Annotated in this window: 15 protein-coding genes; 7 read left to right on the top strand and 8 right to left on the bottom strand. The window is 71.7% G+C overall.

What is annotated here, in order from left to right; translation table 11 throughout:
* Positions 1 to 137: 137 nt before the first annotated feature.
* Together ND486_RS27585 and ND486_RS27580 are read left to right on the top strand one after the other, a co-directional pair.
* A complete protein-coding gene (locus ND486_RS27585; RefSeq protein WP_224403661.1) occupies positions 138 to 926 on the top strand; it encodes a MerR family transcriptional regulator in 789 nt (262 codons plus the stop codon).
* Positions 927 to 955: 29 nt separating this feature from the next.
* Entirely contained in the window at positions 956 to 1,393 is a 438-nt protein-coding gene (locus tag ND486_RS27580) for a thioesterase family protein (RefSeq protein WP_062399919.1), read from the top strand.
* Between the two features lie 23 nt (positions 1,394 to 1,416).
* Here the strand turns inward: ND486_RS27580 and ND486_RS27575 are convergent, their stop codons facing one another.
* Positions 1,417 to 2,592: a fumarylacetoacetate hydrolase family protein gene (locus ND486_RS27575; protein ID WP_251787233.1), complete on the bottom strand. Its 1,176-nt coding sequence runs from the start codon at positions 2,590 to 2,592 to the stop codon at positions 1,417 to 1,419.
* Between the two features lie 149 nt (positions 2,593 to 2,741).
* On the opposite strand from ND486_RS27575, the gene ND486_RS27570 reads away from it, so the two are divergent.
* From ND486_RS27570 to ND486_RS27555, 4 genes are all read left to right on the top strand, one after another.
* Complete coding sequence (locus tag ND486_RS27570; protein ID WP_224403663.1) at positions 2,742 to 3,311, top strand: hypothetical protein; 570 nt, start codon at positions 2,742 to 2,744, stop codon at positions 3,309 to 3,311.
* Between the two features lie 168 nt (positions 3,312 to 3,479).
* Positions 3,480 to 4,568, top strand: a complete 1,089-nt coding sequence (locus tag ND486_RS27565; RefSeq protein WP_251787232.1) for an S-(hydroxymethyl)mycothiol dehydrogenase — start codon at positions 3,480 to 3,482, stop codon at positions 4,566 to 4,568.
* Positions 4,568 to 5,194, top strand: coding sequence for an MBL fold metallo-hydrolase (locus ND486_RS27560; RefSeq protein ID WP_251787231.1), 627 nt, complete (start codon positions 4,568 to 4,570; stop codon positions 5,192 to 5,194). Before ND486_RS27565 ends, ND486_RS27560 begins: the two co-directional genes overlap by 1 nt.
* Positions 5,195 to 5,362: 168 nt before the next feature.
* Positions 5,363 to 6,508, top strand: a complete 1,146-nt coding sequence (locus ND486_RS27555; RefSeq protein ID WP_251787230.1) for an MFS transporter — start codon at positions 5,363 to 5,365, stop codon at positions 6,506 to 6,508.
* Positions 6,509 to 6,550: 42 nt separating this feature from the next.
* On the opposite strand, the gene ND486_RS27550 is transcribed toward ND486_RS27555, so the two are convergent.
* The 7 genes from ND486_RS27550 to ND486_RS27520 all read right to left on the bottom strand — a co-directional run bounded on the left by ND486_RS27550 (position 6,551) and on the right by ND486_RS27520 (position 15,197).
* Positions 6,551 to 7,564 (bottom strand): iron-siderophore ABC transporter substrate-binding protein, encoded by a 1,014-nt coding sequence (locus ND486_RS27550; protein WP_251787229.1) that lies wholly within the window; start codon positions 7,562 to 7,564, stop codon positions 6,551 to 6,553.
* A 65-nt stretch (positions 7,565 to 7,629) separates the two neighbouring features.
* Positions 7,630 to 8,787, bottom strand: a complete 1,158-nt coding sequence (locus tag ND486_RS27545; protein ID WP_251787228.1) for an amidohydrolase family protein — start codon at positions 8,785 to 8,787, stop codon at positions 7,630 to 7,632.
* An 84-nt stretch (positions 8,788 to 8,871) separates the two neighbouring features.
* Positions 8,872 to 10,560 (bottom strand): chaperonin GroEL, encoded by a 1,689-nt coding sequence (gene groL / locus ND486_RS27540; RefSeq protein ID WP_208824612.1) that lies wholly within the window; start codon positions 10,558 to 10,560, stop codon positions 8,872 to 8,874.
* A gap of 179 nt (positions 10,561 to 10,739) precedes the next feature.
* Positions 10,740 to 11,096: a propane 2-monooxygenase effector subunit MimD gene (gene mimD / locus ND486_RS27535; RefSeq protein WP_350589363.1), complete on the bottom strand. Its 357-nt coding sequence runs from the start codon at positions 11,094 to 11,096 to the stop codon at positions 10,740 to 10,742.
* Complete coding sequence (locus tag ND486_RS27530; RefSeq protein WP_251787227.1) at positions 11,093 to 12,301, bottom strand: toluene hydroxylase; 1,209 nt, start codon at positions 12,299 to 12,301, stop codon at positions 11,093 to 11,095. Before ND486_RS27530 ends, mimD begins: the two co-directional genes overlap by 4 nt.
* Complete coding sequence (locus tag ND486_RS27525) at positions 12,298 to 13,353, bottom strand: 2Fe-2S iron-sulfur cluster binding domain-containing protein (protein ID WP_073577855.1); 1,056 nt, start codon at positions 13,351 to 13,353, stop codon at positions 12,298 to 12,300. The genes ND486_RS27530 and ND486_RS27525 overlap by 4 nt, the downstream gene beginning before the upstream one ends.
* Before the next feature lie 206 nt (positions 13,354 to 13,559).
* The gene (locus ND486_RS27520; RefSeq protein ID WP_043276429.1) at positions 13,560 to 15,197 is read right to left on the bottom strand and encodes a methane monooxygenase; all 1,638 of its coding nucleotides are present in this window, start codon (positions 15,195 to 15,197) and stop codon (positions 13,560 to 13,562) included.
* A gap of 345 nt (positions 15,198 to 15,542) precedes the next feature.
* Here ND486_RS27520 and ND486_RS27515 point away from each other — a divergent pair, with 345 nt between their 5' ends.
* Positions 15,543 to 17,471 carry a helix-turn-helix domain-containing protein gene (locus ND486_RS27515; protein WP_251787226.1) on the top strand — a complete coding sequence of 643 codons (1,929 nt, stop codon included), beginning with the start codon at positions 15,543 to 15,545 and terminating at the stop codon, positions 17,469 to 17,471.
* The last annotated feature ends 5 nt before the right edge of the window (positions 17,472 to 17,476 follow it).

The following is a 17,476-nucleotide window of genomic DNA, read 5'->3' as shown; positions in this document are numbered from 1 at the left end:
GGCACTGCCCCTACTTACTGGTAGCTTTTGTTACAGCAGCACTGTCACATGGGTCAAGACGGACCGGCGTGCATGTGACACGAATGATGTCACACCGGCACTGTCATATCGAGCGGCCGACCCGTAACCTGCTCGCCATGTCCGCCGCCATCGACGGCTCCGCGATGAGCCCGACCCCCGACGACGGGGATCTCCTCACCGTCGACCAGCTCGCCGAGCGGACCGGGATGTCGGTGCGCACCATCCGCTTCTACGCGAGCAAGGGACTCATCCCCGCGCCCCGGCTGCGCGGCCGCACGGGCCTCTACGACGCCGCGCACCGCGCCCGGCTGGAGCTGATCGGCGAGCTCACCGGGCTGGGCTTCACCCTCGCCGCGATCGAACGGCAGCTGGAACGGGTACCACTGGAGACCGCGCCGGAGGAGCTGGCCCTGCAGCGCGCGCTGCTCACGCCCTGGCTGCCCGAGGTCGACGAGGAGCTGGACCGGGCCGGGCTCGACCGGCGCGCGGGTCGCCGTCTGTCCGACGACGACGTCACCACCCTCGAACGGCTCGGCGCCCTGACCCGGCTGCCCGGCGACGGCCCGGCGACCGTCCGGCTGCACGGCGCGGTCGCGCTCGGCTCCGCACTGGAGGCACTGGACTCCGGCCTGCCCCCCGAGCTGTGGAAGCGTTCGCACGACCTCATCGAGCGGCACACCGCCGCGCTCGCGGAGGACCTGATGACGCTGTTCCAGGACGAGGTCCTGCAGCCCTACCGGGACCGCGGCCGCCCCGCCGACGAGCGGCGACGGCTCGCCGCCGCCTTCTCCCGGCTCAAGCCGATCACCGTGCAGGGCGTCGTCGCAGCGTTCGGGCGGGCGGTCAACCGGGCCATCCGGGAGCGCGTCGACTCCTCCGGGGGCGCCGACCGGCACGAGGGGTGAGCCCGCCGGGTGAGTCGTAACATCGGCCCATGGCGAGCTTCGAGTTCCCGGTCCGGGTGCGCTACCACGAGGTCGACGCCCAGGGCGTCGTCTTCAACGCCTGGTACCTGGCCTGGTTCGACGAGGCGATGACCGAGTTCCTCGAGTCCCGCGGCCTCACCTACCGGGCGATGCTCGACGCCGGCTACGACGTCCAGCTCGTCCACACCGAGCTCGACTGGCGGGCCGGGGTCGGCTGGGGCGAGGACGTCGTCGTCGCGGTGTCGACGGCGCGGATCGGCCGGACCAGCTTCGCCCTCGACTTCCAGGTCCGCGCCCTCGACGACGCGGGCGAGCGCATCGTCACCTGCGACTGCCGCACCGTCTACGTGGTCATCGCCGTCGACGGCACCGGCAAGCAGGAGGTGCCGGCGCTGATCCTGAACGCGCTCGGGGACCCCGAGCCGCTGATGCCGCTGCGCCCCTGAGCACCCCCGGCCGGTTGCGGCGGTCAGGCGCCGCGGATCCGTCCGCGGACCTCGCCGAGGGCGACCCGGCCGCCGTCGCGGGCGGGCGCGGTCGCGGTCATCACGACCTCGTCGCCGTCCTCCAGCCAGGTGCGCGAGGCGCCACCGGCGAGCACGACCGGGTCGCGGCCGTTCCAGGACAGCTCCAGCATCGAGCCGAACCCGCTGCGCTCCGGGCCGGAGACGGTGCCCGAGCCGAGCAGGTCACCGGCGCGCAGCCCGGCGCCGCCCGAGGTGAGGTGGGCCACCATCTGCTCCGGGGACCAGTACAGGTCCCTCGTGGGCGGGGACGCGACCAGCTCGCCGTTGACGTGCACGGCGAGGTCGAGGTCCAGTCCGAGCGCGGGCTCACCCGGGGTGAGGTAGGGCAGCGGCGCGGGATCGTGCGCGGGCAGCGGGACCCGGGCCGCGGACAGCTCGTCGAGCGGCGTCACCCACGCCGAGATCGACGTCGCGAAGGACTTGCCCAGGTGCGGGCCCAGCGGGCGGGACTCGAAGAACTGGATGTCGCGGGCGGACCAGTCGTTGAGCAGCACGACGCCGAGGACGTGGTCGGCGGCGTCGTCGATCCCGACCGGCCCCGGGGCCGGCCCGCCGAGGACGAAGCCGAGTTCGGCCTCGAAGTCGAGCTTGGCGCAGGGACCGAAGTCCTCGGGCCCGCGCTGCCCCGACGGGCGCGCGACCGGGGTGCCGGTGACCCGGACCGTGCCGGAACGGCCGTGGTACCCGACCGGCATCCGCCGCCAGTTCGGGGTGAGCGGGTCCTCGGCGTCCGGACGGAAGATCAGTCCGGCGTTCCGTGCGTGCTGCTCGCAGGCGTAGAAGTCGACGTAGTCGGCGACGGCGAAGGGCAGCACCGGGACCAGTCCCTCGTCGGGCAGGCGGTACGCGGCGGCCCGCTCGTGGTCCTCGCGCCAGCCGCGCAGCCACTGGACGACCTCACGCCAGGCCGGGGCACCGGCGTCGAGCAGCCGGGTCAGGTCGGGCGCGGCCAGCAGGTCCGGGTACGGGCCACGCTGCGCGGTGGCCAGCGAGCCGACGTCGAGCAGGCCACCGTCGGGCAGCGGGCAGGCGATGCGCGAGCTCCCGGGGCGCCCCTTCCCCGCGACGGCGCCGAGCGCGAGGGCGGGGACGGTCGTCGGCGGTGGCGCAGTCGTCACGGTCCCCGACCGTAGGCGATCCGGCGACGGCGTGGGTGGGAACTCGCCGCGGTTGTCACGCGTTCGACCGGTGTGCCCGATCCGTCCGGATCGGACACGTACCGACACACCACCGGGAACTCACCCGGAACGCAGGAGGACACCCGCAGATGGGTCTGCTCGACAAGCTCAAGGAACGCCTCACCGGAGGCGCGCAGACACAGCCGCAGCAGGGCTTCGGGGGCGCGCCCCACCAGGGCTCCGGCCGGGCGCAGCAGCAGCAGGATCCCGACCAGCAGGCGATCGAGCGCTACCGCTACATGCTCCGCACCGCCCCGCCGGAGCAGGTGGAGCAGGCGCACGCGGAGGCCTTCGCGAAGCTCACCCCCGAGCAGCGGCAGGCGGTGCTGAACGACGTCGGCGCGCAGGTCCCCGAGGCCGAGCGGGCGCGGTCGACCGACCCGCAGGAGCTGGCGCGGATGGCGACCCGCGCCGAGATGCGCAACCCCGGCACGATGGAGCGCTCGCTCGGCGGCGGCCGTGGTCCGGGCATGGGCGGGATGATCGCCGGGTCGCTGCTCGCGGGTGTCGCGGGCGCGTTCATCGGCACGGCGATCGCCGGCGCGATGTTCGACGACGCCGGTGCCGGTGAGGACGTGGCCGCGGCCGAGGAGCCCCCGGCCGAGGACCCCGGCTTCGACGACGGCGGCATGGACATGGGTGGCGACTTCGACTTCTGAGGTCGCCCGGCCACGGCCCCGGTCCGCGTCCCGCGGGCCGGGGCCTGTCGGCACAACACCTGTTGCAGGGCCGGAGCCGACCTGGCACCGTCCGGTCACCCATGCCAGAGTCGCCATCCGAGCATCCGTCCCGAGCGGGCGGCATCGAGGACGAGTGGAGTACGAGCAATGGCACAGCAGGTACGCGGCGTCGTGGCCCGCGCCAAGGGTGAGCCGGTCACCGTCGAGACGATCAACGTCCCCGATCCCGGTCCCGGTGAGGCCGTGGTGAAGATCCAGGCCTGCGGGGTCTGCCACACCGACCTGCACTACAAGCTCGGCGGCATCAACGACGAGTTCCCCTTCCTCCTCGGCCACGAGGCCGCCGGGATCGTGGAGTCCGTCGGCGAGGGCGTCACCGACGTCGAGCCCGGCGACTACGTCGTCCTGAACTGGCGCGCCGTCTGCGGCCAGTGCCGGGCCTGCAAGAAGGGCAAGCCCCAGTACTGCTTCGACACCCACAACGCGACGCAGAAGATGACCCTCGAGGACGGTACCGAGCTGTCCCCCGCACTCGGGATCGGCGCGTTCATCGAGAAGACCCTCGTCCACTCCGGACAGTGCACGAAGGTCAACCCCGACGCTCCCGCCAAGGTCGCGGGCCTGCTCGGCTGCGGCGTCATGGCCGGGCTGGGTGCCGCGGTCAACACCGGCCAGGTCGGCCGCGGCGACTCGATCGCCGTCATCGGCTGCGGCGGCGTCGGTGACGCCGCCATCGCCGGCGCCACCCTCGCCGGGGCGACGACGATCATCGCCGTCGACACCGACCCCCGGAAGCTGGAGTGGGCCCGCGAGTTCGGCGCCACCCACACCGTCAACGCCAAGGAGACCGACCCGGTCGAGTTCATCCAGAGCGTGACCGACGGCAACGGCGCCGACGTCGTCATCGAGGCCGTCGGGCGCCCCGAGACCTACAAGCAGGCCTTCTACGCCCGCGACCTCGCCGGCACCGTGGTCCTGGTCGGCGTCCCGACCCCGGACCTCAAGGCACCGGAGATCCCGCTGATCGACTACTTCGGCCGCGGCGGGGCGCTGAAGTCCTCCTGGTACGGCGACTGCCTGCCCAGCCGCGACTTCCCGATGTATGTGGACCTGTTCCTGCAGGGCCGCTTCCCGCTCGACAAGTTCGTCACCGAGGAGATCGGGATCGACGACATCGAGTCCGCCTTCGACAAGATGCACGCCGGTGAGGTCCTCCGCTCGGTGGTGATCCTCTGATGGCCCCGATCGACCACGTCGTCACCTCCGGCACCTTCAACCTCGACGGCGGGTCCTTCGACGTCGACAACAACGTGTGGATCGTCGGCGACGACCGCGAGGTCATCGTCATCGACGCCGCCCACGACGCCGACGCCATCGCCGCCGCGGTCGGCGACCGCCGCGTCAAGGCCGTCGTGTGCACCCACGCCCACGACGACCACGTCAACCAGGCACCCGCCCTCGCCGACCGGTTCTCCGCGCCGATCCTGCTCAACCCGGCCGAGATGGTCCTCTGGGACATGACCTGGCCCGACCGCAAGCCGGACCAGGAACTCGCCGACGGGCAGGTCCTCTCCGCCGGCGGGATCGACCTGCGGGTCCTGCAGACCCCCGGCCACTCTCCGGGCTCGTCCTGCCTCTACGCCCCCGAACTCGGCATCGTCTTCACCGGCGACACCCTGTTCCAGGGCGGACCCGGCGCCACCGGACGGTCCTACTCCAGCTTCGACACGATCATCGAGTCGATCCGGACCACGCTGCTCCCGCTGCCGGCCGACACCCGGGTCCGCACCGGACACGGCGACTCCACCCGCATCGGCGACGAGGCACCCCACCTGGAGGAGTGGATCCGCAACGGATCCTGACCCCCGCACACGACGCGCACACGACGCGGCCCGGCCCCTCACCCCGAGAGGCCGGGCCGCGGCCGTTCCCCCGCCGAGATGCACCCCAGCGGGCCGGGGAGATCCACAAACGGGTCCCGGATCCGGGGAGGGGCGGGCCGGGACCGGTGCGGTCTGACACGGTGGGGCGTGCCCCGGTCGCTGTCGTCGCTCCCGTTCCGCCTGCTCCTCGCCGCGACCGCGCTGGCGTTCGGCGGGTACGCCCTGCTCCTGCCGGTCGTGCCGCTGTGGGTGTCCCGGGGCGGCTCCGGCGAGTTCGGCGCGGGGCTGAGCACCGGCGTGCTGATGGCGGCCACCGTGGCCACCCAGCTGCTGGTGCCCGCGATGCTGCGCCGGGTCGGGCACCGTCCGGTGCTGGTCGTGGGGTCGCTGCTGCTCGGCCTCCCGACGCCGTTGCTCGCGCTGACCGCCGACCTCGGGCCCGTGCTGGCGATCTCCGCGGTCCGCGGGATCGGGTTCGGGCTGGCGACGGTCGCCGGGAGCGCGCTCGTCGCGGAGCTGGTCGAGCCCTCCGCACACGGTCGCGCGTCGGCGCGCTACGGCTACGCCGTCGGACTGCCCCAGCTGGTGTTCCTGCCGGCAGGTGTCGCGGTCGTCGACGCGCTGGGGTTCACCGGGGTGTTCCTGCTGGCGGGGATCACCCCGGTCGCCGGAGCCCTGGTGGTGGCGTTCGTGCGGGGCCCCCGGCGGGCCCCGGCACCCCGCCGCGACGACGCCGTCCCGCACCCCCGCGAGACCCGCAGGCGGCTCCCCGCCGCGCCGGTCCTGGCGATGCTGGGCTGCTCCACCGCGCAGGGCGGTGTGATCACCTTCGCCCCGCTCGTCGCCCCCGGGGCGACGGTCGCGGTGCCCGCCGCGCTGTTCGCCACCGCACTCGGCGCGCTGCTCGGCCGCGGCGTCGCGGGCACCCTCACCGACCGCAGCGGACGTCCCGGGGCACTGCTCCCGGTCGGGACGGCGTGCGCCACGGTCGGGCTGCTCGGGGTGCTCGCCGCGCCGTACGCGTCGGTCCTGCTGGTGGTGGGGGCGGCCGTCGTCGGCGCCGGGTTCGGGCTGGTGCAGAACGACGCGATGGTCGCCCTGTTCGCCGCCGCCGGGCCGCTGCACTACGGCGCGGCCAGCGCCGCCTGGAACATCGCCTACGACGCCGGTACGGGCCTGGGGGCGACCGGGCTCGGTGCGATCGCCGAGCCCTTCGGGTTCGCCGCCGCCTTCGGCACGACGGCAGCGGTGCTGCTCCTGCTCACCCCGGCCGTCCGGCGTCGTCGTGCCTGAGCACCACCACGGCAACCTCGGAGCGGCGGTCGGGCCGGCGGGTCAGGTCCTCGGAATCGCCCGCTGCAGCTGGGGGACGACCGCGTCGAGCACGGACGGGAGGCTGAGCACGGTCTGCCAGGCGAAGGCCAGCTCGGTGGCCCCCTCCAGGAACACGGTGCGCCCGTCGCGCATCGCGGGCAACCGCGACAGCAGCGGGTCCCCGACGACCGTCGCCTTCCCGCCGGGGGTGAACGACAGCTGGTCCCAGACGATGAGGTCGTGGTCGAGCTCGCTCGCCTGCTCGAAGCTGAAATCGGTGTAGAACCTGCCTGCGGCCAGCTGGTCGATCCGGGGCGGCACCGTGAACCCCAGCTGGGTGAAGAACCGCGAGCGGGGGTCCTGCGAGGAGAACACGCTGATCGTGTCCGCGCTGCGGCTCGCGACGACGACCGAGCGCCCGTTCCACTGCGGGTCGGCGTCGCGGGCGGCGACGAACCTGGCCTCCAGGTCGGTGACCAGCTTCTCGGCCTCGGCCTCCTTGCCCAGCGCCCGGCCGGTCTCGCGGGTGTACTCCTGCCACGGTGCGCCGTAGTCGTCGAACCCCCGGGGCGGTCCGACGGTCGGCGCGACGGCGCTCACCACCGGATAGCTCTGGGCGTCGAGGTCGGAGTAGAGGCCGATCACCAGGTCGGGGCGCTGTGCGGCGATCTTCTCCGGCTCGATGGAGGACATGTTCAGCACCGCCGGTGCCGCGCCCACCGCCTGCGCGGCCGCCCGGGCCCACGGCTGCACGACGACCTTCTCGTCGCCGTACCAGTAGCGCGCCGCCACCGGCGCCACCCCGAGCGCGAGGATCGCGTCGTGGTCGGTGTAGCCCACGGACACCACCCGCTGCGGGGCCTGCGGGATCGTCGCCGCACCGAGCTTGCCCTCGATCGTCACCGGGAACCCGGAACTCCCCGTCGCGGCACCGGTGCCGGTCTCCGACCTGCCGCCCCCGCCACACCCGGCCAGTACGGCGCCACCGGCCGCGGCCAGCGTCGTGCGAAGCATCTGCCGTCGGGTGAGTCCCATGTCCGTTCCCCTTCCCTCGTCCGGCGGAAGGATAGGACACGTTGTGAGGGTTGCCTCTCCTGCATTCAGGTGGGGCTCAACACTCCCCGGCGGCGCGGACGGACGGTGGTGCAGGCCAGGTCGAACCCGTGGACCCGTGCCGCGGTGCCGCCGAGCAGGGCGGCGCGGACGTCGTCGTCGAGCTCGGGGAACCGTCCGCGCAGCTCGTCGGGGTAGCGGAAGGTCATGAGGTCGCGGATCAGGCGCGCCGGGCGCACCAGCGGGTAGCCGCTGCCGAACATCAGCCGGTCCGGGCCGTAGGCTGCCAGCAGCTCGCCGAGCGCCTCGGCGGCGGGCACCCGGTGCCGGCGCAACGCGATCAGCAGGTCGGTGAGCAGTACGTAGACGTTGGGCAGGCGGGCCAGCCGGACCAGCGACGCGGTCGGGGCGCAGGCGGCGCCGACCACGAACCGGACCTTGGGCAGGGCCGAGGCCAGCGCGGCGACCTCGGTGACGTCGACGGCACCGGCCGGCAGCGGCCCGGCGCTGCGCACCCGGACCGGGAGCGCGGACCCGGCGCGGACCGGCTCGGCCCACTCCGGCCACCGGGGCCGCGGTACGGCGTCGCCCTCGGCGACGACGCCCGCGTGCGCCCACTCCGGTGCCGCGCGCGACGGTCGCGCGGTCGGCGCGATACCGATGTGGACCACCCCGGCGCCGGCCTGCTCGGCCCGGATCAGGGTGCGGCGCAGCCACGGCGCCCGCAGCGACAGGGCGGTCTCCGGACGACGGGCGGGCAGCACGGTCAGCGCGCGCAGACCGTCGCGGCCGACCCGGGCCCCGATGCCGCGGGCGCGGGCCCGGTCGGCGGGGTCGAGCTCCCCCGCCAGCGCGAGCCGCCCGGGGTGTTCGGCGGCGAGCTCGGCGTGCCAGGCCGGTGCGGCGAACCCGAGCACGAACAGGTCCTCGAAGCCGGCCGGGACGAGCACCGCGCGGTCCACCGCGGAGAGCACGTGCGCGGCCAGCGCCTGCGGCGTGACCAGCTCGAACGTGTCCGCGGACAGCGGGCGCGGCGACGGGTCGACCATCCGGTGGCGGTGCAGCAGGTCGGCGACGAACTGCTCCCCCGCCGGTCCCGCCTGGTTGTGCGGCCGGCCGTCCCAGCCGTGCACCTGGGCGTCGACGACCGCCGGGAGACCACCACGCCCCTGGGGCGCTCCACAGCACCGGTCCACGACGACCACCTCTCCACTGTCGCGGAGCGGCCCGGCACACGCAGCGCGTGCCGGGCCGCTTCCCACTGTTCCTCCGACCGGACGGGCCGGTACCTATCCGACCGACGGGCCGAGCCCCATCGACTGGGGCGTGCTCGAGTCCGGGCTGGGCTGCGGGATGCCCTCGTCGAGCTGGCCGAACTCGGTCATGAGCGCCTTGTTCCAGGGCGTGACCTCCTCGGCCACCAGCGAGTTGGTGGTGAGGATCAGCCCGGCGACCGAGGCGCCGTTCTGCAGTGCGGAGCGCACGACCCGCAGCGGGTCGATGATGCCCATCTCGACCATGTCCCCGAAGCGGCCCTCCAGGGCGTCGAAGCCCTCGTCGACGCCCATGGTCGTGACCTGCTTGACCACCTCGTCGCCGTCGTAGCCGGCGTTGGAGGCGATGAGGTGCACGGGCTCGGTGAGCGCGTGCCGGACGATCTCGACGCCGATCCGGTAGTCCCCGGTCACGTCCAGCTCGTCGAGCGCGGGCTCGGCGTGCAGCAGCGCCGAGCCGCCACCCGCGACGATGCCCTCGGCCACCGCGGCCCGGGTCGCCTGCAGCGAGTCGTCCACCCGGTGCCGGATCTCGCGGGCCTCGGCGTTGGTCGGCGCCCCGACCGAGATGATCGCGGCCTTCCCGGAGAGCCGGGCGATGCGGTCGGAGAAGAAGTCCTCGTCGGTGCCGATCGTCGCGCGGGCCAGCTCGGCCCGCAGCTGCGACAGCCGGTACTCCAGCTTCTGCTTGTCGCCGTGCCCACCGATGATGGTGGTGCCCTCGCTGGTGACCTGCACCTGCACGGCGCGCCCCAGGTGTTCGACGTCGATCTGCTCGAGCGAGAACGAGGAGCTCTTGGAGTGCACCTGCCCGCCGCAGAGCGCGGCCATGTCCTCCAGCAGGTGGATGCGCTTCTCGCCGAAGCCCGGCGCCTTGATCGCGACGGCCTGGAAGTGCCCGTTGACGTGGTTGTGGACCAGCATCTGCAGGGCGGTGCCCTCGACGGTCTCCGCGACGATGACGAGCGGGCGCCGGTCGTTGCGCATGATCCGGTCCAGCACCGGCATGATCTGCTGGACGTCCTTGATCTTGTGCGCGGTGAAGAGGATGTAGGGGTCGTCGACGATCGCCTCGAGCGTGCCGGGGTTGGTCACCATGTACGGCGAGACGTACCCGTTGTCGAACTCGAAGTCCTCGACGAAGTCCACCGAGACGCCCGGCAGCGGGGTGTCGTCGACGGTGACGACGCCGTCGTCGCCCACGGTGTGCAGCGCCCTCGCGACGACGCGGCCGATCGTGTAGTCGTCGTTGGCCGAGATGGACGCGACGCGGGCGTAGTCCTCCTCGGTGCTGACCGGGTGCGACACCGTCTGCAGACGGTCGACGAGCGCGTTGACCGCGATGTCGATGCCCCGCTTGACCAGCACCGGGTTGCCGCCGCGCTCGATGGCGCTCATGCCCTCGCGGACGATGGCCTGGGCGATGACGGTCGCGGTGGTGGTCCCGTCGCCGACCGTGTCGTTGGTCTTGACCGCCGCTTCCTTGACCAGCTGGGCGCCCATGTTCTCGAAGGGGTCGCGCAGATGGATCTCGCGGGCGATCGTGACGCCGTCGTTCGTGACCTCGGGCGAGCCCGTGATCTTCTCCAGGATGACGTTGCGGCCCTTCGGACCGAGCGTGCTCTTGACGGCTTCGGCCAGCTGGTCGACGCCGGCCTGCAGCAGATGACGGCCCTCGGCGCCGAAGCGGAGTTCCTTGGCCATGGTGGGTCCTCCCGGAGAAAGAGTCGGTCCAGGTGCGCGGGTGCGGATCAACGTGCGCAGCCGTGGCGCCGTCCAGGCGCGCTGCGCGGGTGGAGCGCACCGCCCGGGCCGTCGCCGGCCGTGGTGGGCCGGGGACGGGTCGTCGTCCCGGGCGGTGCGTTCCGGGTGAGGAGCGGGTCCTACACCGGCTTCAGGTCGAAGTCGATGTACTCGGCGGCGTCCTCGGGATTGGCGAACATGATCGTCTTGTCGTCGAGGTGGACCATCCGCCCGTAGTGGGTGGACATGTTCTCCTCGAACTGGGCGGCGTCGAACCAGCCCTCCTCCTGGCCGGCCTCCTCGTCCATCGCGACGTAGTCCAGCTCGAACTTGCCCGTGCCGTCGACGCGGATCATCGAGGGAAGGTGCTGCACGGTCACGTTGTCCTGACGGTCCAGAACGGTCGCGATGACCGCGCCGATCTGGTTGTTCATCAGCGTGAAGCCGCACATGTTCGACGCGGTGCTGTCCTGCTTGAACGGGCTGGTGCTGGTCACTGCTTCAGCTCCTCGGGGACGTCGAGGCCGAGATCGCTGCAGATCCCGGCGAACCGGTTCTTGGCGCGGTCGAGGGAGTCCTCGAACGTGGGGGGCTTCGAGTCCGACTGGGACCACATCGGCTGCATGGTCCGGGCGGCCTCCAGTGCCTGCGGGACGTAGGTCCGCAGCCAGCCGCTCATCAGCGAGCGGTTGTGCTCGGCGAACTCGCGGTCCTGGGTGAGCGGCGCGAAGCAGGCGATCGACCAGCGCAGGTCGCGCTGGGCGTAGTCGTACTCACCGGCGCCCATGACCGTCGGCGTCACGTAGTCGCCGTTCTGGGCGGCGGACTGCATGACCAGGTTGGAGCGGAACAGCTCCCCGACCAGCGGCTCGAAGACGCAGTTGGTCGCGAAGACGGCCTCGCCCCAGTCGTCCTGGACCGCGGTGAGGGCCTCGGTCATCTTCCGGGCGCCCTGCCACTCCGGCGCGTTGTCCCACGCGTCGAGGTGGGCCGCGCCGTCGAACCCGTCGATCTCCTCCGACAGCGTCAGGTTGTAGAGCGCGAGGTCCTGGGCGAAGCGGATCTTGCGGGTGGAGTTCGCCGCGAGCGCCGTGTTGTGCATGTTGGTCGGCGCGGACCGCTCGTTGGACGCGAAGACGTAGAGGCCGAGGATGTGCTCGATGTGCATCCAGGCGCCGACGTTGCGCTCGACGAACCGGATCCAGTTCGAGTTCCACAGTTCGAACGCCTTCGCGTTGCGGGCGTTCTCGATGTTCTGGGTGAGCTGCCGGACGACGTTCGCGTTGTACCGGTAGAGGCTCTGCTCCCACTCCTCGTTCGGGTCGCGGAACTCGTGCCAGCCGTGCGCGGGCCAGTTCTTGACGTGCATGCCGCCGGTGCCGACGCCGCGCTGCGGCTCGGGCTCGTCGACGCCCCAGGCCTTGAGCTTGGTCCAGTGCAGCGGGTAGCCGCCCTCGCCGTTGGCGAAGCCGTAGATCCAGCCCTGCGAGAGGTAGTGCCGCGGGTCGGGCTGGACCTCGACGGTGGTGTCCTCGTACAGCGTCTGCTTCCGCTTGGCCGGGGTGTAGTAGTTGTAGTGGCGTGCGCTCGAGCTCGAGTCCGGGAACTCCCGCGCTCCGGCCTCCGCGTCGGTGAAGACGGGCTTGGGAACGCTGCGCTGCGAACCGGACGACGTGTCCTGTGTGGTGGGGGACTGAGTCATTGCTGTCCGTCCTCGCCTTCTTGCTCACCGGTCGTGGTGAACTTGTCGTAGAAGATGTTGGTCTCACTCACACCCAGCTGGGTCAGCGTCGCGATCGCCGCGTCGACCATCGGCGGGGGACCGCAGACGTAGGCATCCGCTCCCTTCAGATCGGATTCGTTGCGCCTGACCACCTCCGTGATCAGGCCGGTCTCGCCGGCCCAGTCCCCGCCGTCGCCGTCGGACAGGGCGGGGACGTACCGGAAGCCGTTGAGCTGGGGCGCCAGTTCGGCGATCTCCTTCTCGAAGCAGAGATCGGCCGCGGTGCGCGCGCCGTAGTAGAAGGTGGCCCGTCGTTCGACGCCGCCGTCGGCCATCGCCCGCAGCAGGCCCAGTACCGGCGCCATGCCGGCGCCGCCGCCGACGAAGACGATCGGCGAGCTGCGGTTCTGGCGGAGGGTGAAGGTGCCGAAGGGCGCCTCGACGTCGAGCCGGTCACCGGGAGCGGCCTTCTCGTCGAGCCAGGTCCCGAACAGCCCACCCGGGTAGACCTTGATGACGAACTCGTAGGTGCCGTCCCGGTTGGGGGTGTTGGCCATGGAGAACGAACGGCTCTCCTCGGTCCCGGGGCAGACGAGGTCCATGTACTGCCCGGGGAAGAACTTGATCTCCGACGGCTCGACCAGCTTGACGGTCAGGTGCCGCATGTCGTGGGTGACGGCCTCGACCGACACGACCTCGACCACGCCCTTGGTGAGGGGCAGGCCGGACCGGATGATCTCCTCGTCGTAGTTGGTCAGCTCGATGACCAGGTCCTCGTAGGCATGTGCCCGGCACAGGAGGGTGTGACCCTCCTCCTTCTCGTAGTCCGGGAGCGCGAAGGTCGAGTAGCTGTCGTACTCGATGTCCTCGCCCTCGAGCACGAAGGACTTGCAGGCCGAGCACTGGCCCTCCTTGCAGCCGTGCATGAGCTGGACGCCCTGCTCGGCCGCGGCGCGGAGGATGTTCTGGTCCTCGTCGACCTCGATCTCGATGCCGACGGGCTCGAACCGCACGACGTGTTTGTCGCCCACGAGTGCAGACCACCTCTCTTGGCGTGACTAGTGGCGTGAGAAAAAAGACCAATCGGACAGATGTGGGCAGGCGTCGCCCCGGGCCCCGCCCGGCGGACGGGAGTCCCGGGGTGACCCGGCCGGGGAAGACGACCCCCCGGCCGGGCCGCGGGAAGAGGGACCCGTCATGGCGTGACGGGAACCCCCTCCCCTCGCCTGACCCGCGCTCAGGCGTCGGTGGGCGCGGGCCGGCCTCCCGGCCCCTGGCGGTTGTAGTCCGCCACGAACGCCTCGCGCTCGGCGTCGCTCATCTCGTTGAGGATGACGTTGGGGCTGGCCAGGTGCGGCATGCGCCGCATGTGGTCCAGCGTCCACATCTTCTTCGGGTCGAGATCGAGGTGCGGCTGAGCGGTCAGCGTCTTGCCGTCGTCACGGACGAAGCCCATGTCCTGGATGACGTCGGCCCAGTTCCAGCCGTGGTAGAGCGTCTCCCACTCGCGGTGACCCACGAGCTTGCCCATGTTCGGGGTCTCGCGACCCTGGTACACGGGCCGGAAGGCCTCGGCGTCGGTCCAGCGGCAGACCTCGTGGCAGTACGTGCGCCACTGGCCGTCCACCTTGTCGACGACCATGTCCTCGCGCACCAGACACGGGACCATGCAGGTCCAGCAGCGGTGCGGGTACACGTAGTCGACGTCCTCGGCCACGATGGCGTGGTGACCGTTCGGCTTGGCGAGGCGGTTGTAGTTCTCCCACCACTTGCCGTACCGGTCGTACCAGCCCGGGTACTTGTACTCGAACCACTCGAAGTCGGTGTCGGTCATACCGTCGATGCGCCAGTAGTTGGCGCACCAGCCGGTGGCGAAGAACTGCGCGACCTCGTGGACGTAGCCCTTGTTCCAGATCTGGTTCCAGGACTCCTCGACCAGGTCGTGCGGGATCACCAACCCGTACTTCTCGAGCGGCAGCAGGTAGCTGCGGTAGTAGTCGTCGTAGATCCAGCGGCGCCACATCTCCGCGTAGGACTCGCGGTCCTTGCGGCGGTCCTTCGTGCCGTACTCGATGAAGGTACCGATGGCGGCGTCGACGACGCGGTGGTTGTTCCACCACGCGTAGCGCAGGTCGCGCTCGAGCAGCTGGCGGTTGTCCTCGTCCGACAGCGCCATCAGGAGCGTGGCGTAGCCGTTGGAGATGTGCCGCGACTCGTCGGACTGCACCGAGTGGAACACCGTCGGCAGCAGGTAGTCGCCGTTGGCGGCCGCCTCTGCCGGCATCGCCACGAACAGGGTGTTCGTGAACGCGGTCTCCGCGACGATGGTCAGGTAGATCGACGCGGCGGTGATGGCGTCACCGGTGATGAACCCCTCCGCGAACTGGCGGCCGATGGTGCCGCAGTAGTCCGACTGGAAGTTCCGCAGCGAGTTGTTGAAGCCCGCCGGGTCGATGTAGTTGTTCATGTACAGGCGCTTGAGGTTCTGCTGGATCGTGCTGTGCCGAACCTCGTCGATCATCTGGATCGCCTGGCCGTTGTGCAGCTCCGGGTTCGGAACCACGTGGAACAGCATCGGCATCGAGCGCGCCGCCGAGATCTCCGGCAACGGGATGATCGACAGGAAGAGCTTCTGCCACTCCAGCCAGCGCTCCTGCACCTGCCGGAACATGTTGCCGCGGATGGCACCGTCCTGGGCGCCGTAGACGCGGTGGTCCTTCTCCTCCTCCATCGGGAAGTACGAGCGCAGGACCTGCTTGAGCGGGTCCTTCTTCGCCGCCTTCTTGAAGGTGTAGTCGGTTCCGTACTTCATGTACGGCTCGTGGTACTGCGGCTCCCAGGAAAGCTCCTGGATCTTCTGGTGAGCCTTCGCCAAACTCTGCCGACTCACGTCGTCTCCTCACGGTGGTGGGTTGTGGTCGGATCAGCGGGCGAGCGCGGGTAGCCCGATGTCGTGGTCGAACGCGGAGGTCGGACGGCCCGGCGACGTGGCTGGTTGCCGCGCCCGGCGGTGCCGTCTCTCCTCCGTGCTGCGAATCACACATGGTTCGACAGGCATTCGAGGTCTCAATATGAGACTCTTCCGTCCCGCCACCTGTGGTGATCTTGCTCTCACGGCGCGTACCGTCGCCGTGACCACGGGATCCGGGCAGGTCACCGCTGTTGCACGCGGGTCCTCGGTGGTCGTGTCCCGAGCTCGACACAGGCGAGGAGGCCGTGTGTGAGACCCCTGCCCGACGGCGCGCAGGGCGCCACCCGGGCGGGCCGGCCGACGCCGCGCCCGCGACAGCCCGGGGACGGACGGGACTCCCCCGTCACCGGCTCGGCGCCCGCACCCGCCACCAGGACCAGCACCAGCGCCGCGGCCGAACGGATCGCGGCGGCCCGCGACGCGTTCCTGCACCACGAGCAGATGCGCGAGGACGCGGTGCGCCCGCCGATCCTGGCGTCCTGGATCCGGTCGCGGGACAGCGACGTCGCGCCCGACTCCATCGACCTGCCCGAGATCGGCCGCGAGACCGACAGCCCGCTGATGCGGGCGGCCACGCCGATCGTCTCCGAGCTGTGCGACCAGTTCGCCACCGAGCCGGTCAGCCTCATCCTCTGCGACGGCGACGGTGTCGTCCTCGACCGCCGGACCGGTGACTCGGCGCTGCGTCAGCACCTGGACCGGGTGTGGCTCGTCCCCGGTTTCTCCTACGCCGAGCAGCACGTCGGCACCAACGGCATCGGCACCGCGCTGGAGGGCAGGCGCCCGACCGAGGTGTTCGGGCACGAGCACTTCGTCGAGCACCTGGAGGACCTGGCCTGCGCCGGCGCCCCGATCCGGCACCCGGTGACCGGCAAGATCCTCGGCGTCGTCGACCTGACCTGCTGGCGGAGCGAGGCCAACGCGCTGATGGTCGCCACCGCCGCGACGACGGCGCGCCGCATCGAGGAGGCGCTGCTCGCCGCGTCCGGGCGGCACGAGCTGACGCTGCTGCACGACTACCTGACCGCGGTCCAGCGCGGGGGCGACTCCGCGGTACTCGCCGTCGGCGACGACCTCGTGATGATGAACGACCGCGCCCGCGAGCTCATCGCACCCGGTGACCAGGTCCCGCTGCTCGCCGGGGCGACCGACGCGCTGCGGGCCGGACGCAACCGCCAGCTCGTCGTCGACCTGCCGAGCGGGGCGACCGCGCGGGTGCAGTGCCGGCCGAGCTGGAACGAGGCGGGCTCGGCGGGCGGCATCCTGCAGGTGAGCCTGACCCACCGCGAGACCGTCGGCCGCGGCTCCGCGACCCCGACCATCACCACCGCGCTGCCGACCGCCGTCGGCTCGGGGGCGCTGTGGACCAAGTGCGCCCAGGCGGTGGACCGGCATTTCCGCACGAACGAGTGGCTGGTGCTGCAGGGCGAGCACGGCTCCGGCCGGACCACGCTGGCCCGCGCCACCCACCACCTCCACTCCCCCGCCGGGCACGTCCGTGTGCTCGACGCCGGCGACGTGGGCCCGCGCTGGCTCTCCGAGGTGTCCGACGAGCTCGAGGGCGGCGGCGGGACGCTGGTGCTGCGCGAGGTCGACCGGCTCCCCCCGGCCGCCGCGGCGGCGCTCGCCGACGTGCTCGAGCCGCACCGCGAGTCGACCGACCCGGAGCGGGCCTGGGTCGTCGCGACCCGCGGCAGCTCCCGGACGACCGACTCACCCGAGCTCGCGTCGCTGCTGGACTGCTTCCCGCGCACCATCGAGGTCCCGCCGCTGCGCCACCACGTGGAGGACGTCGCCGAGCTGGTGCCGTACCTGCTCGCCCGGCTGACGCGCGGCGCCGACCTGACCTGTGCGCCGGAGGCCCTGCGGGTGCTCATGCGGCACCGGTGGCCGGGCAACGTCGAGCAGCTCTACCAGGTGCTGCGCAAGGTCGTGAGCCGTCGCCGCACCGGGGTGATCCGGCTGGAGGACCTGCCGCCGGAGACGCGGGTGCTGGCCCGGCGGGTGCTGACCCCGCTGGAGTCGATCGAGTGCGACGCCATCGTCGACGCCCTGCTCGACGCCGACGGCAACAAGGCCGAGGCCGCGCGCCGGCTCGGGATGAGCCGGGCCACGATCTACCGCAAGATCCGCGGCTACGGCATCGCGACCCCGGAGGGGGCGGGGATGTCCCGGTAGCCTGC

The sequence above is a fragment of the Pseudonocardia sp. DR1-2 genome, from assembly GCF_023717215.1.
In the GTDB taxonomy this organism is placed as follows: domain Bacteria; phylum Actinomycetota; class Actinomycetes; order Mycobacteriales; family Pseudonocardiaceae; genus Pseudonocardia; species Pseudonocardia alni.
Note: the sequence above shows the minus strand (reverse complement) of the source record. Positions and strands in the feature narration are given on the sequence as shown.

Coding starts and splice junctions, on each gene's coding strand:
- ND486_RS27585 (WP_224403661.1), top strand. CDS start 138: ATGTCCGCCGCCATCGACGGCTCCGCGATGAGCCCGACCCCCGACGAC.
- ND486_RS27580 (WP_062399919.1), top strand. CDS start 956: ATGGCGAGCTTCGAGTTCCCGGTCCGGGTGCGCTACCACGAGGTCGAC.
- ND486_RS27570 (WP_224403663.1), top strand. CDS start 2,742: ATGGGTCTGCTCGACAAGCTCAAGGAACGCCTCACCGGAGGCGCGCAG.
- ND486_RS27565 (WP_251787232.1), top strand. CDS start 3,480: ATGGCACAGCAGGTACGCGGCGTCGTGGCCCGCGCCAAGGGTGAGCCG.
- ND486_RS27560 (WP_251787231.1), top strand. CDS start 4,568: ATGGCCCCGATCGACCACGTCGTCACCTCCGGCACCTTCAACCTCGAC.
- ND486_RS27550 (WP_251787229.1), bottom strand. CDS start 7,564: ATGGGACTCACCCGACGGCAGATGCTTCGCACGACGCTGGCCGCGGCC.
- groL (WP_208824612.1), bottom strand. CDS start 10,560: ATGGCCAAGGAACTCCGCTTCGGCGCCGAGGGCCGTCATCTGCTGCAG.
- ND486_RS27530 (WP_251787227.1), bottom strand. CDS start 12,301: ATGACTCAGTCCCCCACCACACAGGACACGTCGTCCGGTTCGCAGCGC.